Source organism: Bradyrhizobium sp. 137 (genome assembly GCF_023074095.1).
GTDB lineage: Bacteria > Pseudomonadota > Alphaproteobacteria > Rhizobiales > Xanthobacteraceae > Bradyrhizobium.
Window position 1 is genome coordinate 27,140 of sequence record NZ_JADPKU010000028.1, and the last position, 23,725, is coordinate 50,864.

Sequence of the window (23,725 nt, forward strand, 5' to 3'; positions counted from 1 at the left end):
CTCATGCGCCCCATGCCATCGGAGCAAGCGCCCGGAATACAACCTGCGCCAGCAGGGTGGCGAACAGCGCAAACAGATAAAGGATGGAGAATGCAAACAGCTTGCGGGTGGCACGCAGCGACTGGCTGCGCTCGCGACGCATGTAGACATTGATGGCGAGCACCAGCATGCCGGCGCCGAGGATCAGCGAGACGATGCCGTAGACGGCGTCGAAATAGCCGAGCGCCCAGGGTGCGGCGGCGACCGCGATCAGCACGATCGTGTAGAGCAGGATCTGGAGCCGCGTCGCATCGGGACCGGCGACGTTGGGCAGCATCGGAATGCCGGCGCGCGCATAATCGTCGGAGCGGAACAACGCCAGCGCCCAGAAGTGCGGCGGCGTCCAGAAGAAGATGATGGCAAACAGCAGCAGTGGCTCGACGTCGACCGTGCCCGTCACGGCGGCCCAGGCCACCACCGGCGGCAGCGCGCCGGCGGCGCCGCCGATCACGATGTTCTGCGCGGTCCGACGCTTCAGGACCATCGTGTAGATCACGACGTAGAAGAAGATGGTGAAGGCGAGCAGCGCGCCCGCGACCCAGTTGACGAGGATGCCGAGCGTCATCACCGAGAAGAAGGCGAGCGTCATGCCGAACGCCATCGCCTCGGGGCGGGTGACGCGGCCGCGCGGGATTGGCCGGTTCGCCGTACGCGACATCTTGGCGTCGATGTCGCCCTCGAGCGCCATGTTGAGCGCGCCGGAGGCGCCCGCACCAACGGCGATGCAGAGGAGCGAGGTGATCGCCAGCACGGGGTGGAAATGCCCGGGTGCCATCGCCATCCCGACCAGCGCGGTGAAGATCACCAGCGACATCACGCGCGGCTTGAGCAGCGCGATGTAATCGCCGACCTCCGCTTCGGAGATGCGAGGATTGATGTCGACGGCATTGTGGTCGAGGACGGACACTTAATTCAGCTCGCTTCCTGATAGAGCCGCGGCGCCCGTCACGGGCGCCGCGTGCGATGGCTTACTGCACCCGAGGCAGCACTTCGAACTGGTGGAACGGCGGCGGCGAGGGCAGCGTCCACTCCAGCGTGGTTGCGCCCGCACCCCAGGGATTGTTACCGGCAGGCACCTTCTTCATGTAGGCGTCGAGGACGCAGTAGAGGAAGATCAGCACGCCGAATCCGGAGATGTAGGAGCCGAGGGACGAGATCAGGTTCCAGCCCGCGAACGCGTCGGGATAGTCGACGTAGCGGCGCGGCATCCCCGACAGGCCGAGGAAGTGCTGCGGGAAGAACACCAGGTTGACGCCGATGAAGGTCACCCAGAAGTGCAGCTTGGCCAGCCACTCATTGTACATGTAACCCGACATTTTCGGGAACCAGTAGTACCAGCCCGCAAAGATCGCGAACACGGCGCCGAGCGACAGCACGTAATGGAAGTGCGCGACGACGTAATAGGTCTCCTGGAGCACGCGGTCGACGCCCGCGTTCGCCAGCACGACGCCGGTGACGCCACCGACCGTGAACAGGAAGATGAAGCCGACCGCCCAGATCATCGGCGCGCGGAATTCGATCGACCCGCCCCACATCGTGGCGATCCAGGAGAAGATCTTCACGCCGGTCGGAACCGCAATGACCATGGTGGCGGCGACGAAATAGGCCTGCGTCGCCGAGGACATGCCGACCGTGTACATGTGGTGCGCCCACACCACGAAGCCGATGCCGCCGATCGCAACCATGGCGTAGGCCATGCCGAGATAGCCGAACACGGGCTTGCGCGAGAAGGTCGAGACGATCTGGCTGATCATACCGAAGCCGGGCAGGATCAGGATGTACACTTCGGGGTGACCGAAGAACCAGAACAGGTGCTGGAACAGCACGGGATCGCCGCCGCCCTCGGGCGCGAAGAACGTCGTATGGAAATTGCGGTCGGTGAGCAGCATGGTGATCGCACCGGCGAGCACCGGCAGCGACAACAGCAGCAGGAACACCGTCACCAGGATCGACCACACGAACAGCGGCATCTTGTGCAGGGTCATGCCCGGTGCGCGCATGTTGAAGATCGTGGTGATGAAATTGATGGCGCCGAGAATCGACGAGGCGCCCGCCAGATGCAGCGACAGGATCGCGAAATCGACGGCCGGGCCGGGGTGACCGGAGCTCGATAGCGGCGCATACATGGTCCAGCCGGCGCCGACGCCGTTGGCGCCCGGCTCGCCCTCGACGAAGGTCGACATCAGCAGCAGCGCGAAGGAGGCCGGCAGCAGCCAGAACGAGATGTTGTTCATGCGCGGGAACGCCATGTCGGGCGCGCCGATCATCAGCGGCACGAACCAATTGCCGAACCCGCCGATCATCGCGGGCATGACCATGAAGAAGATCATAATCAGGCCGTGAGAGGTCACGAAGACGTTATAGGTGTGCGTCTCGTGGAAGATCTGCACACCCGGATACATCAGCTCGGCCCGGATCGCGATCGACATCGCGGCGCCGATGACGCCGGCGACGACCGCGAAGATCAGGTACATCGTGCCGATGTCCTTGTGGTTGGTCGAATAGACGTAGCGCCGCCATCCGGTCGGATGGGCGTGCTCGTCATGATGCGCGTGATCGCTATGTGCCGCTGCGCTCGTTGCCATATTCAAATCCTGCCTTGCGTCCCATTCGGACCGTATGCGGTCCCGCCCTTCATATCGCTTTCAGTCCCTCGAGCTTCCGCCCGGCGCTTACTGCGTCGGGCCGGCCGCGGAGGCGTAGGTGCTGGTGCCGCCGCTCGCGAATTTCTTCTTTGCCGTCTCGACCCAGGAGGCGAACTCCTGGTCGTCGACCACGCGGATCGCGATCGGCATGAAGGCGTGATCCTTGCCGCACAGCTCCGAGCACTGGCCGTAGAACGTGCCGGTCTTTGCCGCCTTGAACCAGGTCTCGTTCAGCCGGCCTGGAATGGCGTCGATCTTGACGCCGAAAGCCGGCAGCGCGAAGGCGTGGATGACGTCCGCGCCGGTGACCTGGACCCGAACCACCTTGTTGACGGGCACCACCATCTCGTTGTCCACGCCGAGCAAGCGGGGCTGCTTGTCCTGGGCCATCAACGAGTCGAACTCGAACTTGCCGTTATCAGGATAGGCATACGACCAGTACCACTGCTTGCCGGTCGCCTTGATCGTCAGGTCCGCCTTCGGCACGTCGAGCTCGAGGAACAGCAGCCGGAACGACGGCACCGAGATGCCGACCAGGATCAGCACCGGAACGAGCGTCCAGGCCACCTCGATCAGCGTGTTGTGGGTGGTCCGCGACGGCACCGGGTTGGCCCTCGCGTTGAACTTGACGACCACCACCACGAGCAGCGCCAGGACGAACAGCGTGATCAGGGTGATCAGCACGAACAGGAAGTTGTGGAACCAAACGATGTTGTCCATCACCGGCGAGCCGGATTGCTGGAGCGTCCACTCCCACGGTGCCGGTTGCCCGAGCTCGGCGAATGCCACACCGCCCGTCGCCAGCGTCAGACCCGCCACGGCCAATCCCAGCAACTGCCGGCCCATCCGGCCCATCGACATCCTCATGCCGTTCGCGCTCCCCTTACGAAATCACCCCACGTGCATTTCCCTATTTCCAGGAAACGCTTATTCCATCCGCCCGTCTGACAAACCGCCGCGCAAGAATACCTCTAAGAGGAATTGGGGCCAGATCGCTAGAACGCCGAAATCAAGCCTCTCAAACCATAATTCTTGATCTATCGCAATGCAGTCTTGGGCCTCAGCTGCCAGGCATCACCCGCAAGATATTTCCTAGTAACATCAGACAAAAATACCGTTTCCCGGCATGGTGCGGCTTGACAGCGAGATTGCCCGCGGTAGGCACTGACAGACGGCCGCGCAGGAACCTGATTCGTGCGGGCGATGGTGGCGCGCGGCGGCGCGATATTTGCTTGGGAATTGCCTTCAAGACGCCGTCATTCCCGTATCAGTCCGCCAGGTGCGAGCGAACCAGGCGAGCAGAGGGACCGACCCGATGGGGCTTTCGAGAAGCATGGCAAGGCAGGCTGGCGGGCCCACGATGCTGGCCACCCTGCTGGTGGCGCTCGCCGTCCTGGCGCTGCCTGGCCTGGCCCATGCGCAGGGCGCGGTGCGCTCCGTCCATGGCGACTGGCAGATCCGCTGCGACACCCCGCCCGGTGCCCAGACCGAGCAATGCGCCCTGATCCAGAGCGTGGTGGCGGAAGACCGCTCCAATGCCGGCCTGACCGTGATCGTGCTCAAGACCGCCGACCAGAAGAGCCGCCTGATGCGGGTGGTCGCTCCGCTCGGCGTGCTCTTGCCTTCCGGCCTCGGCCTCAAGCTCGACAACCAGGACGTCGGCCGCGCCGGTTTTGTCAGATGCCTGCCCAATGGCTGCGTGGCGGAGGTGGTGATGGACGACAAGCTGCTGGGTCAGCTCCGCGGCGCCAAGACCGCCACCTTCATCATCTTCGAGACCCCGGAAGAGGGCATCGGTTTCCCGCTCAGCCTGAATGGGCTGGGTGAGGGATACGACAAGCTGCCGTAGGGTGTGAGATCGAGGGCGATCCTATTGTTTCCGTAATGTGAGGCTTCGTGCCCTCGCGGAACCGTTCCGAAATCATTATCTTGCCCCACACCTCCCGATAATGGACGGACGCATGACCAACCCTGCCACAACCTCCCTGCTCGACCGCGCCAATCTCGACCGCGACCAGGTTCGCAACGAGGTTGCGCGCGGGCTGGCCGGTGCCGACGACGGCGAATTGTTCCTGGAATACAGCCAGACCGAAGCGCTGATGTTCGACAATGGGCGGCTGAAGCAGGCGACCTATGACACCTCGCAAGGCTTTGGCCTGCGCGCCGTCAAGGACGACGCGGTCGGCTATGCGCATTCCTCCGACGTGTCGCTGCCGGCGCTGATTCGCGCCGCGGATGCGGTCGCGGCCGTGCGCGGCGGCTATTCCGGCAGTTTTGCGGCTCCGCCCCCGCACACCAATGTGCGGCTCTATGGCGACGACAATCCGCTGGATGCTCCGGGCTTCGAGACCAAGGTCAAGCTGCTCGCCGAGATCGATGCCTACTTGCGCGACAAGGATCCGCGGGTGCGGCAGGTCAGCGTCAGCCTGGGCGCGACCTGGCAGGTGGTCGAGATCCTGCGCCCCGATGGCGAGAGCTATCGCGATGTCCGCCCGCTCGTGCGCGTCAACATCTCCGTCGTCGCCGGCCAGGGCGATCGTCAGGAGAGCGGCAGCAAGGGCTATGGCGGCCGCGCCGGCTATGGCGAATTCATCGAGAGCAGGTCCTGGCGCGAAGCCGCCGAGGGCGCGCTGCGCGAGGCGCTGGTCAATCTGGAATCGATTCCGGCTCCCGCCGGCGAGATGGATGTGGTGCTGGGCGCCGGCTGGCCCGGCGTGATGCTGCATGAAGCGGTCGGCCACGGCCTCGAGGGCGACTTCAACCGCAAGAAGACCTCGGCCTTTGCCGGCCTGATGGGCCAGCAGGTCGCGGCCAAGGGCGTCACCGTGGTCGACGACGGCACCATCGCCTCGCGCCGCGGCTCGCTCTCCATTGACGACGAGGGCACGCCGACCAATCGCACCGTGCTGATCGAGGACGGCATCCTGGTCGGCTACATGCAGGACCGCCAGAACGCGCGCCTGATGAACATGAAGCCGACCGGCAACGGCCGCCGCCAGGGCTACGCCCATGTGCCGATGCCGCGCATGACCAACACTTACATGCTCGCGGGCGACCGCGATCCCGCCGAGATCCTCGCCTCCGTGAAGAACGGCGTGTTCGCCGCGAATTTCGGCGGTGGCCAGGTCGACATCACCTCGGGCAAATACGTGTTCCAGTGCACCGAGGCCTATAAGATCGAAAACGGCAAGCTGGGGGCGCCCCTGAAGGGCGCCATGCTGATCGGCAACGGGCCGACCGACCTGCACCGCATCCGCATGATCGGCAACGACCTCGCGCTCGACACCGGCATCGGTACTTGCGGCAAGAACGGCCAGGGCGTGCCTGTTGGGGTCGGCCAGCCGTCGCTTCTGATGGAACGCATCACGGTGGGTGGAACGGGCGCATGAGCGTTGAAGAAAAGGTCACTGTCACCACCAAGCGGAAGAGCAGTGGCTGGGGCGGACAGCTGATGCAACTCGCCGGCATCGTCGCCGCCGTGTTCATTGCCAAGGGCGCGCTCGCCGAACCGTTCTACGTGCCGTCGGGCTCGATGGAGCCGACGCTGCTGATCGGCGATGCGCTGCTCGCCTCGAAATTTCCCTATGGCTACGGCACCTCGTCGCTGCCGATTCAGATCAACCTGCCGGAGACTGGCCGCGTGTTCGCGGAGACGCCGAAACTCGGCGACGTCGTCGTGTTCCGCTGGCCAGGTGATCGCTCGCAGGCCTGGGTCAAACGCGTCGTCGGCTTGCCTGGCGACCGCATCCAGATGCGGCAGGGGCAGCTCTTCATCAACGACCGTCCCGCCGAGCTGAAGCCCGATGGCGTTGGCGCTGCCGAGGACGACAAGGGCGGCAGCGAGCCAGCCTACCGCTATGTCGAGACGTTGCCGAACGGCGTGTCGCACCTGATCTTCAAGATGCGCGACAACGGCCCCCTCGACAACACGCCTGAGGTGACGGTGCCAGCAGGCCATCTGTTCGTGCTCGGCGACAACCGTGACAATTCCGCCGACAGCCGCGTACCTTTGCGCTCCGGCGGCGTCGGCCTGTTGCCGATCGACAACCTGGTCGGCCGCGCGGACGCGGTGCTCGGCTCCTGGGATCTCGGCATCCGCGGCCAGCCGGTGTGGACCTGGCTCTCCGGCTTCAGGCTCGCACGGTTCTTCACCGCTGTGCATTGAGTAGAGTGTAGATCGTAGGGTGGGCAAAGTGCCCACCGCTTCTATCGTAAGTGATGGTGGTCACGACGCGCGAAGGAGCGCGCGCCTTTGACCACCCTACGATTCCTACGGTTTGCCATGAGCAAAGAAGAATTCCTCGCTCTCGCTCTGCAAAACCATGTCAACGCCGCGATCGTCGATGAACTCGGCCGACTCGCGCTGCCGGATGCGTGGCTGGTCGCAGGCTGCCTAGTGCAATCGGTGTGGAACGCGGTCACGAGCCGCCCGATCGATCACGGTATCGCCGATTACGACGTGTTCTATTTCGATTCCGATACCTCCTGGGAGGCGGAGGATGCGGTGATCCGCACGCTGCATGCGCGGCTCGCGCATCTCGCCGCCAAGGTCGAGGTTCGTAACCAGGCGCGCGTGCATCTGTGGTACCCCGACAAGCACGGTCTGCCCTATCCACCGCTGACATGCTCGACCGACGGCATCGACCGCTTCCTGACGCAGAACACGCAAATCGGAGTGAGACGCGCGGGCGACGGTTTCGATGTCTATGCGCCGCACGGGTTCGACGACGTCGCGAGGCTGATCGTACGGCCCAATCGGGCGCTGAGTTTTTCCGCCGCCAATTACGAGGCAAAATCCGCGCGATGGAAGGCGCTGTGGCCGGAGCTTACCGTGATTGCGGCGGGCGCGTAACCTCTCGTGTCCGGACAAGACACATCGCCAGCGATGTGTCTTGTCCGGGACACAGGCTTATCTCACAACGCCGGACGTGAACCCGGCCTTCCGCCGCGGCGGCTTGATTTCCTTCTTCAGGAAACAGCGCGCCTCGCGCCCGGTGTAGCCGGGACGGGCATAGGTGAAGGCGCGGCATTTGTTGTCGGCGGTGCAGGCGGCCTTGCAGGTCTCCTCGCCCTCGCCGACCTTGAGCTCGAAATTGCGCAGGTCGCCGCCCGGGCGATCGATCGACGTTTCCACACCCTCGATGCGCGGCTCGATCACGCCAGCGCCGCGCACCCCGGAGATGCAGCAATTGCCCGGCACCCGCGTCGGCACCGTATTCTTGAGCCAGCACACCGCCGAGCCGCCTTCGACGTCGGGATAGTTGAAACTCCAGGAGCGGCAACGGCGGTCACGCTCGCACAGCAGCGCGCAATCCTCAGGGTCGCCCGAAGTGACCGGCGTGTTGAAATAGTCGCCGCCTGGGCGGTCGAACGCCGTCTGCGCCGGCGCCGGCGCGCTCGCAAACAGGAGCGAAAGCAGCGCGACGCAAGCCAAGACGCGGGCCATAACGACCCCAGGCAGGCGGCCCTTTCCCATCGGAACAGCTTTCGAGTTATTGACGATGCACAGGTTTTTCCAGCCGATCATTTGATCGCCGCAAACCTGTACGGGCGATGAACGGCTCAATTGCCTGCTATTAGCCTAATCTAGAAAGCGTATTCCGCGTAGGCAGGTTCCACCGAGCCCTTCCAGGGACCATTAAACTTGTCCAGCATCTCCTCAGCCGGCGTCCGGCCGAACTCGATGATGCGATCGAGCGGCTCCAAATGCCTCGTCTCATCGCGGCCGAGCTGGTCGAGCCGGCCACGCCGGCGCAGGCCGGCATGTGCGAGAACCAGGCACTCCTTGGCGACCTCGAAGAGATAACGATCCCTGATCCGCGACTTGAAGCCGAAGCGCGGCACGTCGTCGCGCAAGGCCTGACGTTCAGGCGCGCTCCAGTGCTTCACGATTTCCCAAGCGGCGTCGAGCGAGACATCGTCGTAGAGCAGCCCGACCCAGAACGCCGGCAGCGCCGGCAACCGGCCCCACGGACCACCGTCGGAGCCGCGCATCTCGAGATAGCGCTTGAGCCGGACTTCCGGGAAGATCGTCGAGAGGTGATTGGCCCAGTCCGACAGCGTCGGTCGCTCGCCCGGAAGATTGTTGTTGCGGCCGTCGAAGAAGGCACGGAACGAGGAGCCCGATACGTCGATGTACTGCTCGCCGCGCTTGACGAAATACATGGGCACGTCGAGCGCGTAGTCGACATAGCGCTCGAAGCCCATGCCGTCCTCGAACGCCCACGGCATCATGCCCGAACGCGCGTTGTCGGTGTCGCGCCAGATCTCGGAGCGGAAGGAGAGAAAGCCGTTCGGCTTGCCTTCGGTAAACGGCGAATTGGCGAACAGCGCGGTCGCGACCGGTTGAAGCGCGAGCGAGACGCGCAGCTTCTTGACCATGTCGGCTTCCGAGGAGAAGTCGAGATTGGTCTGCACGGTGCAAGTCCGGTACATCATGTCGAGGCCATATTGACCGACCTTCGGCATGTAATTGGTCATGATCTTGTAGCGGCCCTTGGGCATCACCGGGATGTCCGCGCGCGACCAGGACGGCGTCATGCCGAGCCCGAGGAAGCCGATGCCGAGCGGGGTTGCGATCTCGCGCACTTGCGCCAGATGCGCCATCAGCTCGCTCTGGGTCTGGTGCACGTTCTCGACCGGCGCGCCGGAGAGCTCGAACTGTCCGCCGGGCTCGAGGGAGATGGCACCGCCGCCGGTGACGTCGTAGAGGCCGATGATATTGCCCTGCTCCATGATCGGCTCCCAGCCGAGCAGGAGCTTCATGCCCTCGAGCAGCGCGCCGATGCCGCGCGCCCCCTCGTAAGGCACCGGTCGGTGGCCTTCGAGCGTGAACGGCGTCTTCTCGTGCTCGGTCCCCATGCGGAATTCGGACGGATCCTTGCAGCCGGCCTCGAACCACGCGACGAGCTCGTCGCGCGATTGCAGTGGCGTCATGTCGATCTGGTCTCGCGCCATATCAAACTCTAATCAAAAAGCGCTTCGACCGAACGCGCGGGTGACGGGGAGCGTCCGCGAACCCGCCGGGCGCGCGGACGTGCTGGTTTGCCGCGCGATCATCGCGACGGTGTGCTTTCGTTGGCGTTTGCGGCGGGCGGCAGTTTCATTTCGCCGCACGAGCAGCCGAGGCGATCGAGCAGACCGCTGAGCTTGACGGCGTCGGCATCCGATAGTTTCGAACCGACATATTTCTCGATCGCGGCCGAATAGGCGCCCCACATCCGCTTCTGCAACTCGCGGCCGGCTTCCGTGATCTCGACGAACTGGCCACGCTTGTCGATCTTGCATTCGCGCCGCAAGGCGAGACCTTCGTCGACCAGGCGGTCGATCAGCCGCGAGGTCGAGTATTGCGGGATCAACATCTGGCGTTCGAGCTCCACCGGCCGCAACTCGCCAGAGGGGGCGCGGGACAGTTCGAGCAGCGCGTCATACCAGGCGAGCGGCGGGAACCCGGCCTTTTTCAGATCCTGCTCGACGCAATCGAGCACGCGGCTCTGCACCCGCATCAGGCGGATCCAGGCCGAAGTTGCCTCGGTCGATGGTTTGCGTTTCATGGTCCCGCTCAAGCTCGTCGCCCGCTCTTTACCTCATTCGATGCACCTGCATCAATCTTGACTATTTCATGCAAGCGCATGTAGTCGTTCTTTCGCTCCAACCAAGCGTCATGAGGAGGAAATTCCATGAAACTGTATTATTCGCCCGGCGCCTGCTCCCTGTCCCCCCACATCGCGCTTCTGGAGGCCGGCCTGCCCTATGAGCTGGTCAAGGTCGATATCCGGGCCAAGAAGCTCGAAAATGGTGAGGATTACCTGAAGCTGAACCCCAAGGGCCAGGTCCCTGCGCTACGCCTCGACAGCGGTGAGATCGTGACCGAAGGCCCGGTGATTGTCCAGATGATCGCCGATCAGGCATCAAGCAAGGCGCTGGCCCCCGCCCGCGACAGTTCCGAGCGCTACAAGCTGCTCGAATGGCTCAACTTCCTCACCTCGGAGGTGCACAAGAGCTTTGGCCCCCTGTTCGCCCCGGCGCTGAACGACGAGGCCAAGGCCTTCTTCAAGGACCGCGTCATGGGCAAGCTGAAATATATCGACAGCCAGCTCGCCGGCCGCGACTACCTCATGGGCAAGCAGTTCACGGTCGTCGACGGCTATCTGTTCACGATGCTGACCTGGGCCGACCGCATGAAGTTCGACCTCTCGGCGATGCCTAACCTGACCGCCTACAAGGCCCGCGTCGCCGCGCGGCCGCAGGTGCAGGAAGCGCTGAGGAAGGAAGGGCTGCTTCAGGCGAAGTGATTGTTCTTCGTCATTCCGGGGCGCCGCGACGCGGCGGACCCGGTAGCTCGCAGTTGTTGCATGACCGAGCAAAGCCGATCGAGATTCCGGATCAGTCCGCGTTGCGGACTGTCCGGAATGACGGGTTCCGTCAGGCCGCCGCCTTCTTCGGCGCGAAGCGGCCGTAGAAGGTTTCGCCCTTTGCGGCCATCTCCTCGAGCAATTTCGGCGGCGTGAAGCGTGAGCCGTATTTGGCCTCGAGCTTGTGGCAGAGTTCGACGAACTTCTTCGTACCCATGAAATCGATGTAGGACAGCGTACCGCCGGTGAACGGCGCGAAGCCGAAGCCGAGGATCGAGCCGACATCGGCCTCGCGCGGATCGGTGATGACGTGATCCTCGACCGTGCGCGCGGCTTCCACCGCCTGCACCACCAGGAAGCGCTGCTTCAGCTCCTCGATGTCGAGCGTGTCAGGGTCAAGCTGCTTCGGCTGCAAGGCCGAGAGACCCGGCCACAGGCTCTTCTGGCCTTTGCCCTTCTCGGGATAGTCGTAGAAGCCCTTGCTGTTCTTGCGGCCAAGCCGGCCCTGCTTCTCGACCATCTCGACCATCAGCTTCTTCTGCTCGGGATTGATGGCGTTGGGGCCGAGATCGGCTTCCGTCGCCTTCATGATCTTGAGACCGAGGTCGAGCGCGACTTCATCCGACAGCGAGAGCGGGCCGACCGGCATGCCGGCCATCTTGGCGCAGTTCTCGATCATTGCCGGCGGCACGCCTTCCAGGAACATCTCGTTGCCTTCGGCGACGTAGCGGCCGACGCAGCGGTTAGCGAAGAAGCCGCGGCTGTCGTTGACGACGATTGGCGTCTTGCCGATCTGCCGGACGTAATCCAGCGCGGTCGCAAGCGCGACATCGCCGGTGTTCTTGCCCAGGATGATCTCGACCAGCATCATCTTCTCGACCGGAGAGAAGAAGTGGATGCCGATGAACTTGCCCTGGTCCTTAAAGCTCTCGGCCAACGAGGTGATCGGCAGCGTCGAGGTGTTGGAGGCGAAGATCACGTCGGACTTCAGGTACTCCTGCGCCCTGGCAAAGGTCTCCGCCTTGACGTTGCGGTCCTCGAACACAGCCTCGATGACGAGGTCGACATCCTTCAGCGCGGCGTAGTCCGCCGTCGCGGTGATGCGGGCGAGCAGCGCCTCGGCATCGCCAGGCTTGGCGCGGCCTTTCTTGATCTGCTCCTCGATCACCTTCTGCGCATGCGCCTTGCCCTTTTCGGCGCTCTCCTGGTCGCGATCGATCAGGACGACGTCGAGACCGGCACGAGCCGAGACGTAGCCGACGCTCGCGCCCATGAAGCCGGCGCCGATCACGGCAATCTTCTTCACCTTGGTCGGCGGCACGTGCTTCGGACGGCGTGCGCCCTTATTGAGCTCTTGCATCGACAGGAACAGGCTGCGGATCATCGCGGCCGCCTCCTTTGAGCGCAGCACCGAGGTGAAATAGCGCGACTCGACGCGCAAGGCGGCGTCGATCGGCAGCTGCAGGCCTTCATAGACGCAGCTCATGATCGCGCGCGCGGCCGGATAATTGTCGTAGGTCTCGCGCCGATAGATTGCGTTGCCGGCCGGGAACATCATCATGCCGGCCTTTGAGAACACCGGACCGCCGGGCAGCTTGAAACCCTTCTCGTCCCAGGGTGCGACCGCCTTGCCACCGCCCTTGATCCAGTCCTTGGCCGCCTTGATGAGGTCGGCAGCGGGAACGATGGCGTGGATCAGGTTCAGCGCCTTCGCCTTCTCGATCGTGACGGGATCGCCCTTGAGCAGGATCGTCATCGCGTCCTGCGGCGGCACCAGACGCGGCACGCGCTGCGTGCCGCCAGCGCCGGGGAACAGGCCAACCTTGACCTCGGGCAGGCCGAGACGAGTCTTGGGATTCTCGGCGGCAACGCGATAATGGCAGCACAGCGTGATCTCGAAACCGCCACCGAGCGCGAGGCCGTTGATCGCCGCCGCCCAGGGCTTGCCGGAGGTCTCGATCGAACGCAGGACCTGCGAGAAGCGCCGGCTCTGCTCGAACAGCATCTGGTTCGCCGCGGTCTCGCCCTGCTCCTTCAAGACCTTCGCGTAGGCCTGGTTCATGCCTTCGAGCATCGAGAGATCTGCGCCGGCGCAGAATGCTTCTTTCGCTGAGGTGATGACGACGCCCTTCACCGCGGCATCAGCCGTGGTCGCCTTGACGATCGCGTCGAGCTCATTGGTCGAGGTCTCGTCGAGCACGTTCATCGAACGGCCCGGGATGTCCCAGGTGACGAGCACGATGCCGTCGGAATCGGTCTCAAGCTTGAAGTTCTTGTACGACATGTTGGTTGCTCCTCGGTGCCGGCCGCCGATCTCAGGCGCTGGCGGTTGACTTGAGATCTCGTAGGGCGGGCAAAGGCGCTCCTGCGCCGTGCCCACCATCATTTTCGAAGACCGCAGTGGTGGGCACGCTTCGCTTTGCCCACCCTACAGCAGCGCGTTACACGCGCTCGATGATGGTTGCGGTGCCCATGCCGCCGCCAATGCACAGCGTCACCAGCGCGGTGGACTTGTTGGTGCGCTCGAGCTCGTCGAGCACGGTGCCGAGGATCATCGCGCCGGTCGCACCAAGCGGATGGCCGAGCGCGATCGCACCGCCATTGACGTTGATCTTGGCATTGTCGATGTCGAAGGCCTGGATGTAGCGCAGCACGACGGAGGCGAAGGCCTCGTTGAGCTCGAACAGGTCGATGTCGGACTTCTTCATGCCGGAGCGCGCGAACAGTTTTTCGGTGACGTCGACTGGACCGGTCAGCATCATCGCCGGCTCGGAGCCGATATTGGCGAAGGCACGGATCTTGGCACGCGGCTTCAGGCCGTATTTCGCGCCTGCCTCTTTGCTGCCGAGCAGAACGGCGCCGGCGCCGTCGACGATACCCGAGGAGTTGCCAGCGTGGTGCACGTAGTTGACGCGCTCGATCTCCGGATGCGACTGCACCGCGACGCCGTCGAAGCCGCCCATCTGCGCCACCATCGTGAAGGACGGCTGCAGCTGGGCCAGCGACTGCATCGTCGTCGAGGGCCGCATGTGCTCGTCCTTGGCGAGGATGGTGAGGCCATTGATGTCCTTCACCGGCACCACCGACTTATCGAAGCGGCCCTCGTCCCACGCCTTGGCCGCGCGCTGCTGGCTTTGCACCGCGTAGGCATCGACGTCGTCGCGCGAGAAACCATATTTGGTGGCGATCAAATCGGCCGAGACCCCCTGCGGCATGAAATAGGCCGGCACCGCCATTGAGGGATCCATCGGCCAGGCGCCACCGGAGGCGCCGATGCCAACGCGGCTCATGGATTCAGCGCCGCCGCCGATCACCAGTTCATGCTGGCCGCTCATCACCTGGGCGGCGGCAAAGTTCACGGCGTCGAGACCTGAGGCACAGAAGCGGCTGATCTGCACACCGGGCACGGCTTGGCCGAGACCCGCCTTCAGCGCTGCGAAGCGCGCGATGTCGCTGCCCGCTTCGCCCACCGGATCGACCACGCCGAGCACGACGTCATCGACCGAGTCCTCGGACAGGTTGTTGCGGTCCTTCAGCGCCTTCAGTGGCACGGTCGCGAGCGCCAGCGCCGTGACTTCGTGCAGCGCGCCGTCCGCCTTGCCGCGGCCGCGCGGGGTGCGAACGTGGTCGTAGATGAATGCCTCAGGCATGACGCCCTCCTGATGTGATGTTCAACGATTGGGAGCAGGCGGCGGAAGCAGGTCAGAACGCTTCCGCCGGCAGTTCCATGATGGTGGCGCAGCCGGCCTGGATGCGCGCGAGATTGGCCGCGGTCTCCGGCAGCATCCGCTCCATGAAGAAGCGGCCGGTGACGAGCTTGGTCGAGAGATAGGGCGTGGCCCCGCTCTCGGCAATCTTCCCTAGCGTCACCTTCGCCATCTTCGCCCACATGTAGCCGAGCGCGACGAAGCCGAAGAGATGCAGGTAATCGGTTGCGGCGGCGCCGGCATTGTCCGGCTTCGCCATCGCGTTCTGCATCAGCCAGGTGGTGGCCTGCTGGAGATGGCCGAGTGAGGTCGAGAGCGGAGCGATGAACGGTTTTAGCGCCTCGTCGCCGCCGTTCTCCTTGGCGAAGGCCATGACCTCGCCGAAGAAGGCCATAATGGCGCGGCCGCCGTCCCGCGGCAGCTTGCGGCCGACGAGGTCGAGCGCCTGGATGCCGTTGGCGCCTTCATAAATCATCGCGATGCGGGCATCGCGCACGAACTGCTCCATGCCCTGCTCGGCGATGTAGCCGTGGCCGCCATACATCTGCTGCGCCTGCACCGCATTGGCAAAGCCGTAATCGGTAAGGAAGCCCTTCAGCACCGGCGTCATCAGGCCCATGTGGTCGTCGGCGGCCTGGCGATCCCTGGGATCCTCCGAGCGATGCGCGACGTCGCTCTTCAGCGCGGTCCAGATCACAAAGGCGCGCGCGGCTTCGTTGAAGGCGCGGATCGAGAGCAACGTGCGGCGCACGTCGGGATGAACGATGATCGGATCGGCCGGCTTGTCCGGGGCCTTGGCGCCTGTCAGCGCGCGGCCCTGGATACGCTCGCGGGCATAGGCAACCGCGTTCTGATAGGCGACCTCGGATTGCGCGAGGCCCTGCACGGCGACGCCGAGGCGAGCCTCGTTCATCATCACGAACATGCCCTGCATACCCTTGTTCTCTTCGCCGATCAGCCAGCCGGTGGCGTTGTCGTAGTTCATCACGCAGGTGGAATTGCCGTGGATGCCCATCTTGTGCTCGATCGAGCCGCAGACGACGCCATTGCGCTGCCCGACCGAACCATCGGCGTTGACCAGGAATTTCGGCACCACGAACAGCGACACGCCCTTGATGCCGGCGGGCGCGCCCTCGATGCGGGCGAGCACGAGGTGGATGATGTTGGAGGCGAGGTCATGCTCGCCGGCCGAGATGAAGATCTTGGTGCCGGTGATCTTGAAGCTGCCGTCGGCCTGGCGCACCGCCTTGGTGCGGAGCATGCCGAGATCGGTGCCACAATGCGGCTCGGTCAGGTTCATGGTGCCGGTCCATTCGCCGGCGACCATCTTCGGCACGTAGGTCTGCTTCTGCTCGGGCGTGCCGTGCACCAGCAATGCCGCGGTCGCGCCCATGGTGAGGCCGCCATACATCGAGAACGCCATGTTGGCGGAGATCTGGAATTCATTGACCGCCTGGGAGAGCGTCACCGGCAGCCCCTGCCCGCCATATTCGGTCGGCGCCGACAGACCAAGCCAGCCGCCCTCGGCGACCTGCTTGAACGCCTCCTTGAACCCCTTCGGCGTGGTGACGCTGCCGTCATCGGCACGCTTGCACCCTTCGAGATCGCCGATACGGTTGAGCGGCTGGAGCACCTCTTCAGCGAGCTTGGCGGCCTCGCCGAGGATCGCCTCGCGCACGTCGCTGGACGCATCCGAGAAGCCCGGCAGATTGTCGTAGCGATCGATCTGGAAGACGTCGTTGAGCAGGAAGTTCACATCGTCGACGGGGGCTTTATAGATCGGCATGGCGTTCTCCCGGCACGGGCCTCGACTTGGTTGAGCCTTGAAGTGGTGGAATTCTCGTGAAGTCCCTGCGGCGCAGTCGCGAGCTTAGCGGCTTCCGCAACCTCAGGGCAGTGTCATGATTGGGCGGCCAACTGCTCCGCCATCAGGCGGTGCAGCATGTTGATCGCCTTGAGCGGACGCACCATCACCTTGAAATGGGTAATGCGTCCGTCGCTGTCGAAACTGATGATGTCGACACCGTTGATCTCGATGCCATCGATGACGTTCTTGAATTCGAGCACGGCGCCAGTGTCGCTGCGCCATTCACCGACATAGGTGAAGCCCGGGCCGCCGAGCACCTTCTCGGCGCTGGAGAGGTATTTGAAGGTGATGTCGCGCCCGCGCTGCGGCGAATGCACGACGGGGCTTTCGAACACGGCATCCGGGTGCAGAAGGTCCCAGAGCGCGGCGCGGTCGTGAGACTTCATGTAGGCGTACCAGGAATCGAGACCGGTCATTCTCGGGTGCCTCCCTAAGGGCAAGGGCAAAAAGTGCAAAAACAACCCCATGCACAGTAGCGAGGAGGTTGATTCCGCTGGATTTTCCGTCGGGGTCTTCGGCCCCGTGCGCAAGCTGCCTCATATGCACATTGACGCATATGCGCCGATGCGCATAAAGTCAAGTAAGTCGGTCAAATTCGCGAAGGGAGGCCGGTCATGGCATTAGGCGACGCAATCCTCGCTTGCCTGACGGAACGTCCGATGACGGGCTACGAACTCGCCAAGACGTTCGATTCATCGATCGGCTTCTTCTGGAAGGCCGACCACCAGCAGATCTACCGCGAACTCTCCAAGCTGCGCGACCGCGGCTACATCCAGGGCCGCGAGGTCGTGCAGTCAGGCAAGCCCAATAAACTGATCTATACCCTTACTCCCGAGGGCCGAACAGCACTGCGGCACTGGGCCGCGCGGCCCAGCACGCCGCCCTCGATCAAGGACGACCTCCTGGTGCGGCTGCATGCGCTCGACAGCATCGACATCGAGCCCATGCGCACTGATCTGATGGCCCGCCTGGAGCATCACCGCGACCGCCACGCCAATTACGAGCGCATCCTGAAGAAGCGTTTTCCGGAGGGAACGGCGGAAGGCCGGCTCGACCTCGGCAATCTGCTCCTGCTTCAGCTCGGCGCCCGGCACGAGCAGATGGTGGCCGATTTCTGCGAGGAGGCGCTTGAGGCGCTCTCGGCGATGAGCGGCAAGACCAGTGTGGTGCCGCTGGAAGACGGCAAACGCGAGGGGAAGGGGTGAGCGGCTGGCCCGACGCGAGGGTGAACCGTCGCGTCTTGCTCGCTGCCATCGCCCGCGAAGCGGGCGATCCAGTACGCCGCGGCCGCTCGATTCCAGCCGCTGCTTCGGAGTACTGGATGTCCCGCCTTCACGGGGGTGACACCTGTTGCTTGACGACCGAGGGGCGCGACGACCATCATCTCCCGGTTCCCTCCGCCCAACTTTAGGACATCACGCCAGCGTTCCTTAACCCGTTATTTACCGTAACAGGAAAAAGTCGGTTTTCGAGGCAGACGACCCGCGCAAATTCGGTTGTGTTTGCAACCGGCACGCGAGGGGAGGCTGGAGGCGCCGGGTGGGGCGCCGGAGTCGGAACCGGACAGAGTCATGAATTCGCGCGTATCGTGGAGTGTTGACGGCATCGATCCATCCGTCCGGGAGCGGGCCGAAGCTGCTGCGCGCAGAGCCGGCATGTCACTCAACGATTGGCTGAACTCCACGCTCGGCGAGACTGCCGCGCCGAACTTTCGCGCACCTTACGACCAGCGTTCGCAGCACATTCCGCAAGGACCGAGCCAGGCGCACGGACCGAGCCAGGAAAGCCGCGAAGTCGCCGACATCCACCAGCGGCTCGACGCGATCACCCAGCAGATCGAACGGATTTCAAAGCCCGCCCAGCGCCAGGACCCTTCGCGGCAGGAGATCTCGCGCGAGCAGGGCGTCGCGCGCCAGCTCAATGATGCGATCTCGCGGCTCGATGCACGGCTGTCGCAAATCTCGAAGCCGCAGCAGCAGCCTCAGACCCAGCGGCCGCCACCGTCACCGGTCGAGACGCGCCAGCGCCAGGCCGATGCGGTCGAGCGCGCGGCAGCCCAGGTCTATCGCAGCTCGCCTCCCCTGAGCCCGGCGTCGTTCGACGTCGCGGTCGCCGAGATCACGGCGCGGCAGAGCGAGCTCGACGGCTTTGCATCGCGGCCGATGCCGCCGCGCGCCGCGCCGCCGATCGCGCCGATGGCGGCGCCACCCGCCCCCGCCTACGCGCCGCCGCCCCAACCGTCGGGGCCGGATTTCTCCTCGCTCGAGCGCCATCTGCTCAAGATCACGAGCCAGATCGAGTCGCTCCAGCGCCCTGACAATACCGAGCAGGCGATCACCGCCTTCCGCAGCGAGCTTGCCGAGATCCGTCACGCCATCACCGAGGCGATGCCGCGGCGCGCGATCGAATCGATCGAGAACGAGATCCGCTCGCTGCACCGTCGCATCGACGAGACCCGCTCCAACGGCACCGACGGCCAGGTCCTATCAGGCATCGAGCGCGCGCTGTCCGACATCAAGCAGGTGCTGCGCACGCTGACGCCGGCCGAGCAACTCACCGGCTATGACGAGGCGATCCGCAATCTCGGCGCCAAGCTCGATCTGATCCTGCGCGCCAATGACGATCCCTCGACAGTGCGCCAGCTCGAAGACGCGATCTCGGCGCTGCGCAGCATCGTCTCCAACGTCGCCTCGAACGAAGCGCTGGCGCGTCTGTCCGAAGACGTGCAGCTGCTGTCGTCCAAGGTCGACCAGATCACCCGCGCCACCGGCCCGAGCGACAGCTTTGCGGTGCTGGAGCAGCGCATCGCGGCGCTCACGGCGGCGCTGGAAACCCGCGAGCGGCCCCAGCCGTCCGAGAGCACCGAGCATCTGGAAGCTGCGATCCGCGCGCTGTCGGATCGCTTCGATCGCATGCAGGTCGGCAGCGATTCGGCCTCGACCTTCGCCCATCTCGAGCAGCGTGTCTCCTATCTGCTGGAGCGGATCGAGGCCGCCTCCGATCCACGCAGCGGCAATCTGAGCCGCGTCGAGGACGGGCTGCACGACATCCTGAGGCACCTGGAGCGGCAGCAGGCGACCTATTCCGCGCTGGCCGAGAGCCGCAATTCGCCGCCGCCGCCCGATTCCGGCGTGGTCGATCTCGTCAAGCGCGAGCTCTCCGACATCCGCTTCAGCCAGGCCGAGACCAACCGGAATACGCAGGATTCGCTCGAAGCCGTTCACAACACGCTCGGTCATGTCGTCGACCGCCTCTCCATGATCGAGGGCGATCTGCGCGCCGTGCGCACCGCGCCGCCGGCACCGCTGATGCCCATGGCCGCTCCGATGGAGGCCGCTCCGATGGAGCCCGCGCCGATGGCGCGCGAGCCGCGGCCGCCGCAGCAGCAGCCGAAATACGATCCGAAGCCGGAGCTGCCGAACCCGGCCGCCGCGCAGGCAGCGCAGGCCGCCTTCGCCGCCGCGCCGCGCGAATTCCATGCCGCGCCGCCGCCGGTGCCGCCGGCACCACCCGTTCCGCCGCGTGCGATCAGCGAAATCCTGGAGCCGCACACCGCGCCCGCGCGCGCTGCACTCGCGCCGGAATTGCCGCCGGATCATCCGCTCGAGCCGGGCACACGGCCGGGTGGACGCGTCGCCACGCCGTCGGAGCGCATCGCCGCCTCCGAGAGCGCAATCAGCGGAATTCCCACCGCTCCGAAAGAGCCGGTGTCGTCGTCCAGCTTCATCGCCGCCGCGCGCCGCGCCGCCCAGGCCGCCGCCGCGCAGCCGGAAAAGACCGGCCGCGCCGCCAAGGCGGGGGCCGATCGCTCCAAGGACAAGGGCAAGGACGGCGGTTCGACCATCACGTCGAAGATCCGCTCGCTGCTGGTCGGCGCGAGCGTTGTCGTGATCGTGCTCGGCACCTTCAAGATGGCGATGGGCCTGCTCGAAGGCGGCAGCCCGCCGCCGGCGCCGCAAACGATGGAGAATTCGTCGAGCCAGCCCACACCGCTGGCCCCGCCGCCCCCGGTCGAGACCAAGCCCGCGACGCCCGAACAGGTCACACCCTCGATGACCTCGCCGACGCCGATCGGACGACAATCCCAGAACAATGCCGCGCCGGCTCCCGCCGCCAATCCGGGCAGCTCGGCCTCGGTCGAAATCCCGCCGGTCCCTCCCGCGGCCCCGCCTGTCTCCAACGACGTCACCGGCGCGCTGTCGGGCACGAGCCGGGGCAAGCTCGGCCTCATCCAGGTGCCGCCGAGCGAGAAGCTGCCCGACGGCATCGGCGGCCCGGGCCTGCGCACCGCCGCGATGAAGGGCGATGCGACCGCGGCCTATGAGATCGGCGTGCGCTTTGCGGAAGGAAAGGGCGTCGCTGCGAACTACGACGAAGCCGCCAAATGGTACGACCGCGCGGCGCAGGCCGGCGTGGTGCCCGCGACCTTCCGCCTCGGCACGCTCTACGAGAAGGGCCTTGGCGTGAAGAAGGACGCCGATATCGCCCGCCGCTACTACACGCAGGCCGCCGAGCGCGGCAACGCGAAGGCGATGCACAATCTCGCCGTGCTCGATGCCGATGGCGGCGGACGTGGCGCCAATTACAAGAGCGCGGCGCTGTGGTTCCGCAAAGCGGCCGACCGCGGCGTTGCCGACAGCCAGTTCAACCTCGGCATTCTCTATGCCCGCGGCATCGGCGTCGAACAGAACCTCGCCGAATCCTACAAATGGTTCAGCCTGGCCGCCGCTCAGGGCGACGCAGATGCGGCCGGCAAGCGCGACGACGTCGCCAAACGTCTCGACCCGCAATCGCTCGCCGCCGCCAAGCTCGCAATCCAGACCTTCAGCGCCGAACCGCAGCCCGACGATGCCGTCAATGTCGCGACGCCCGCCGGCGGCTGGGATAGCGCGCCGCAGGCGAGCGCCAAGCCGGCGCCGAAGCCGGTCGCGACCAAGAAGTCGGCGTCGGCGGCGCATTAAGCTCTTTCCCCTCATGGTGAGGAGCGCGCTCTTGCGCGCGTCTCGAACCATGCAGGCCCGGCTCTAAATCCGGACCTCGCCCTTCGAGACGCCTGCTGCGCAGGCTCCTCAGGGTGAGGAGAAAGAGCTTGGATGCCGCTGTCGCGCGCATTCACCACGCGCAAATTTCCCGATCCCTCCCGACAGCGAATTCCGCTATGGAGGGGCGGGGCAATCGTTCCGACCTTCCCGCGAGCATTCCGCGGCAATCGATCTGTCCCGCCGGCGCGTGGTTCAATGCAGCTCTACCTTCCGATCGCCGATCTTCCGGTCAACGTCTTCCTGGTGCTCGCCATGGGCGCCGCGGTCGGCTTCGTGTCCGGCATGTTCGGGATCGGTGGCGGCTTCCTGATGACGCCGCTGCTGATCTTCATCGGCATCACGCCGGCGGTCGCGGTCGCCTCGGTCGCGAGCCACATCGCGGCCTCCTCCTTTTCCGGCGCACTGTCCTATTGGCGGCGGCGCGCGATTGATCCGGCACTTGCGAGCGTCCTGCTCTGCGGCGGCGTGACCGGAACGGCGCTCGGCGTGTGGACCTTCACCCGGCTCCGTGCGCTCGGCCAGCTCGACTTGATGATCGCGCTCTCTTACGTCGTGCTGCTCAGCACCGTCGGCAGCCTGATGTTCTCCGAGGGCCTGCGCGCCCTTATGCGGACCCGGCGCGGCGCGGTGCCGCCGCGCCGCGCGCACAACTGGATCCACGGCCTGCCGCTGAAGATGCGGTTCAAGCGCTCGAAGATCTACCTCTCGGTGATTCCCGTCGTGGTCGTCGGCATCATGATCGGCTTCATCGGCGCCATCATGGGCATCGGCGGCGGCTTCATCCTGGTGCCGATCATGATCTATCTGTTGCGGGTGCCGACCTCGACCGTGATCGGCACCTCGATGGTCCTCACCCTGGTCACGATGCTGTTCGCGACCATGCTGCACGCGGTGACCAATCACCTCGTCGACGCCGTGCTGGCGCTGATCCTGATGGTCGGCGGCGTCACAGGCGCGCAGTTCGGCGCCCGCGCCGGCCAAAAGATCCGCGGCGAGCAGCTGCGGCTGCTGCTCGGCCTTTTGATCCTCTCGGTCGGCATCCGCTTCGCGATCGAGCTGGTGATCCAACCTGCGGACCTCTTCACCATCCGTGAGCTGGGAGTGAGCGGATGACGCGCGCGCTTGTCGCAGTGCTTCTCGTCCTGCTGCTCGTCGGCGGCGCGCGCGCCGAGCGGCTGATCGTGTCGGTCTCCAACCACCGCGTCACCGTGACGCCGAATTATTCAGGCGAGGAGCTGGTGCTGTTCGGCTCGATCGAAAAGGATGCGACGACCCCGGCCGATCGCACGAGTTACGATCTCGTCGTCACCGTGCTGGGCCCGCGCGCCGACATGGTGACGCGGCGCAAGGAGCGCACCTTCGGCATCTGGATCAACACCGACTACCGGCAATTCCTGGAGGTGCCGAGCTATCTGGCGCTGTTCGCCAACCGTCCCTTCGATGTGATCACCTCGCCCGAGATCGCGCGGCGGCAGCAGATCGGGCTCAACAACGTGCTGCTGACCCAGCGGGTCAGCGGCGACTATGCCGACGTGGTGCCGAACGATGCGTTCCGCTCCGCCTTCATCCGCCTGCGCACCCAGGACGGGCTCTATCGGGAGGATGCGAGCGCGGTGACGTTCCTGACGCCGACGCTGTTCCGCACCGGCATTCCGCTGCCGGCAGAGGTGCCGATCGGCACTTATGAGGTGGAGATCAAGCTGTTTGCGAGCGGTGCGTTCATCGGCAAGACCGAGACCGCGTTCGAGATCGTCAAGGTCGGCTTGGAGCAGTTCGTCGCCACCAGCGCGCGACAACATGGGCTTCTCTATGGCCTCGCCACCGCAGCGATGGCGCTGATGACGGGCTGGATGGCGTCGATCGTGTTTCGGAAGGATTGAGCCACACACTCCGTCATTGCGAGCGAAGCGAAGCAATCCAGATTGCCGTCGCGGAGGGATTCTGGATTGCTTCGTCGCAAGGGCTCCTCGCAAATTGTCGATGTTCAATAATTCGCTGATTGGATCGCGGTGGTCTTGGTAGCGGCGAAGGCCTTGGGAGTTTGTCCTGCCAAGGCCTGATGGGGTCTGTG

Annotated in this window: 19 protein-coding genes; 9 read left to right on the forward strand and 10 right to left on the reverse strand. The window is 64.9% G+C overall.

Annotated features, from left to right (window positions below; genetic code table 11):
• Position 1: 1 nt before the first annotated feature.
• The 3 genes from IVA78_RS05480 to coxB all read right to left on the reverse strand — a co-directional run bounded on the left by IVA78_RS05480 (position 2) and on the right by coxB (position 3,551).
• Positions 2 to 946: a heme o synthase gene (locus tag IVA78_RS05480; RefSeq protein WP_247421707.1), complete on the reverse strand. Its 945-nt coding sequence runs from the start codon at positions 944 to 946 to the stop codon at positions 2 to 4.
• Between the two features lie 61 nt (positions 947 to 1,007).
• On the reverse strand, positions 1,008 to 2,624 hold the full coding sequence (gene ctaD, locus IVA78_RS05485; RefSeq protein WP_247281764.1) for a cytochrome c oxidase subunit I: 1,617 nt from the start codon (positions 2,622 to 2,624) through the stop codon (positions 1,008 to 1,010).
• Between the two features lie 87 nt (positions 2,625 to 2,711).
• Positions 2,712 to 3,551 (reverse strand): cytochrome c oxidase subunit II, encoded by an 840-nt coding sequence (coxB, locus tag IVA78_RS05490; protein WP_247281765.1) that lies wholly within the window; start codon positions 3,549 to 3,551, stop codon positions 2,712 to 2,714.
• Positions 3,552 to 3,999: 448 nt separating this feature from the next.
• Here coxB and IVA78_RS05495 point away from each other — a divergent pair, with 448 nt between their 5' ends.
• The 4 genes from IVA78_RS05495 to IVA78_RS05510 all read left to right on the forward strand — a co-directional run bounded on the left by IVA78_RS05495 (position 4,000) and on the right by IVA78_RS05510 (position 7,536).
• Positions 4,000 to 4,533 carry an invasion associated locus B family protein gene (locus IVA78_RS05495; protein WP_247281766.1) on the forward strand — a complete coding sequence of 178 codons (534 nt, stop codon included), beginning with the start codon at positions 4,000 to 4,002 and terminating at the stop codon, positions 4,531 to 4,533.
• A 112-nt stretch (positions 4,534 to 4,645) separates the two neighbouring features.
• A complete protein-coding gene (gene tldD, locus IVA78_RS05500) occupies positions 4,646 to 6,073 on the forward strand; it encodes a metalloprotease TldD (protein WP_247281767.1) in 1,428 nt (475 codons plus the stop codon).
• Positions 6,070 to 6,849 carry a signal peptidase I gene (lepB, locus tag IVA78_RS05505; RefSeq protein WP_247281768.1) on the forward strand — a complete coding sequence of 260 codons (780 nt, stop codon included), beginning with the start codon at positions 6,070 to 6,072 and terminating at the stop codon, positions 6,847 to 6,849. The genes tldD and lepB overlap by 4 nt, the downstream gene beginning before the upstream one ends.
• Before the next feature lie 117 nt (positions 6,850 to 6,966).
• On the forward strand, positions 6,967 to 7,536 hold the full coding sequence (locus IVA78_RS05510; protein ID WP_247421708.1) for a nucleotidyltransferase family protein: 570 nt from the start codon (positions 6,967 to 6,969) through the stop codon (positions 7,534 to 7,536).
• A 57-nt stretch (positions 7,537 to 7,593) separates the two neighbouring features.
• On the opposite strand, the gene IVA78_RS05515 is transcribed toward IVA78_RS05510, so the two are convergent.
• From IVA78_RS05515 to IVA78_RS05525, 3 genes are all read right to left on the reverse strand, one after another.
• The gene (locus IVA78_RS05515; protein WP_247282045.1) at positions 7,594 to 8,160 is read right to left on the reverse strand and encodes a PAN domain-containing protein; all 567 of its coding nucleotides are present in this window, start codon (positions 8,158 to 8,160) and stop codon (positions 7,594 to 7,596) included.
• Between the two features lie 110 nt (positions 8,161 to 8,270).
• Positions 8,271 to 9,641 carry a glutamate--cysteine ligase gene (locus IVA78_RS05520; protein ID WP_247281770.1) on the reverse strand — a complete coding sequence of 457 codons (1,371 nt, stop codon included), beginning with the start codon at positions 9,639 to 9,641 and terminating at the stop codon, positions 8,271 to 8,273.
• Between the two features lie 98 nt (positions 9,642 to 9,739).
• On the reverse strand, positions 9,740 to 10,237 hold the full coding sequence (locus IVA78_RS05525) for a MarR family winged helix-turn-helix transcriptional regulator (protein WP_247281771.1): 498 nt from the start codon (positions 10,235 to 10,237) through the stop codon (positions 9,740 to 9,742).
• 126 nt (positions 10,238 to 10,363) lie between these two features.
• Between IVA78_RS05525 and gstA the strand changes: the two genes are divergently transcribed.
• Positions 10,364 to 10,978 (forward strand): glutathione transferase GstA, encoded by a 615-nt coding sequence (gene gstA, locus IVA78_RS05530; RefSeq protein WP_247421709.1) that lies wholly within the window; start codon positions 10,364 to 10,366, stop codon positions 10,976 to 10,978.
• A gap of 130 nt (positions 10,979 to 11,108) precedes the next feature.
• Here the strand turns inward: gstA and IVA78_RS05535 are convergent, their stop codons facing one another.
• The 4 genes from IVA78_RS05535 to IVA78_RS05550 form a co-directional block, all read right to left on the reverse strand.
• Positions 11,109 to 13,322, reverse strand: a complete 2,214-nt coding sequence (locus tag IVA78_RS05535; protein ID WP_247421710.1) for an FAD-dependent oxidoreductase — start codon at positions 13,320 to 13,322, stop codon at positions 11,109 to 11,111.
• 157 nt (positions 13,323 to 13,479) lie between these two features.
• Complete coding sequence (locus IVA78_RS05540; RefSeq protein ID WP_247421711.1) at positions 13,480 to 14,688, reverse strand: acetyl-CoA C-acetyltransferase; 1,209 nt, start codon at positions 14,686 to 14,688, stop codon at positions 13,480 to 13,482.
• Between the two features lie 52 nt (positions 14,689 to 14,740).
• Positions 14,741 to 16,531 (reverse strand): acyl-CoA dehydrogenase C-terminal domain-containing protein, encoded by a 1,791-nt coding sequence (locus tag IVA78_RS05545; RefSeq protein WP_247421712.1) that lies wholly within the window; start codon positions 16,529 to 16,531, stop codon positions 14,741 to 14,743.
• A 113-nt stretch (positions 16,532 to 16,644) separates the two neighbouring features.
• Entirely contained in the window at positions 16,645 to 17,028 is a 384-nt protein-coding gene (locus IVA78_RS05550; RefSeq protein WP_247307861.1) for a nuclear transport factor 2 family protein, read from the reverse strand.
• A 198-nt stretch (positions 17,029 to 17,226) separates the two neighbouring features.
• Between IVA78_RS05550 and IVA78_RS05555 the strand changes: the two genes are divergently transcribed.
• The 4 genes from IVA78_RS05555 (at position 17,227) to IVA78_RS05570 (ending at position 23,534) form a co-directional block, all read left to right on the forward strand.
• Positions 17,227 to 17,817, forward strand: coding sequence for a PadR family transcriptional regulator (locus tag IVA78_RS05555; protein ID WP_247421713.1), 591 nt, complete (start codon positions 17,227 to 17,229; stop codon positions 17,815 to 17,817).
• 366 nt (positions 17,818 to 18,183) lie between these two features.
• Positions 18,184 to 21,573 (forward strand): tetratricopeptide repeat protein, encoded by a 3,390-nt coding sequence (locus tag IVA78_RS05560; RefSeq protein WP_247421714.1) that lies wholly within the window; start codon positions 18,184 to 18,186, stop codon positions 21,571 to 21,573.
• A gap of 276 nt (positions 21,574 to 21,849) precedes the next feature.
• Complete coding sequence (locus tag IVA78_RS05565) at positions 21,850 to 22,767, forward strand: sulfite exporter TauE/SafE family protein (RefSeq protein ID WP_247281779.1); 918 nt, start codon at positions 21,850 to 21,852, stop codon at positions 22,765 to 22,767.
• The gene (locus tag IVA78_RS05570; protein WP_247281780.1) at positions 22,764 to 23,534 is read left to right on the forward strand and encodes a TIGR02186 family protein; all 771 of its coding nucleotides are present in this window, start codon (positions 22,764 to 22,766) and stop codon (positions 23,532 to 23,534) included. Before IVA78_RS05565 ends, IVA78_RS05570 begins: the two co-directional genes overlap by 4 nt.
• The last annotated feature ends 191 nt before the right edge of the window (positions 23,535 to 23,725 follow it).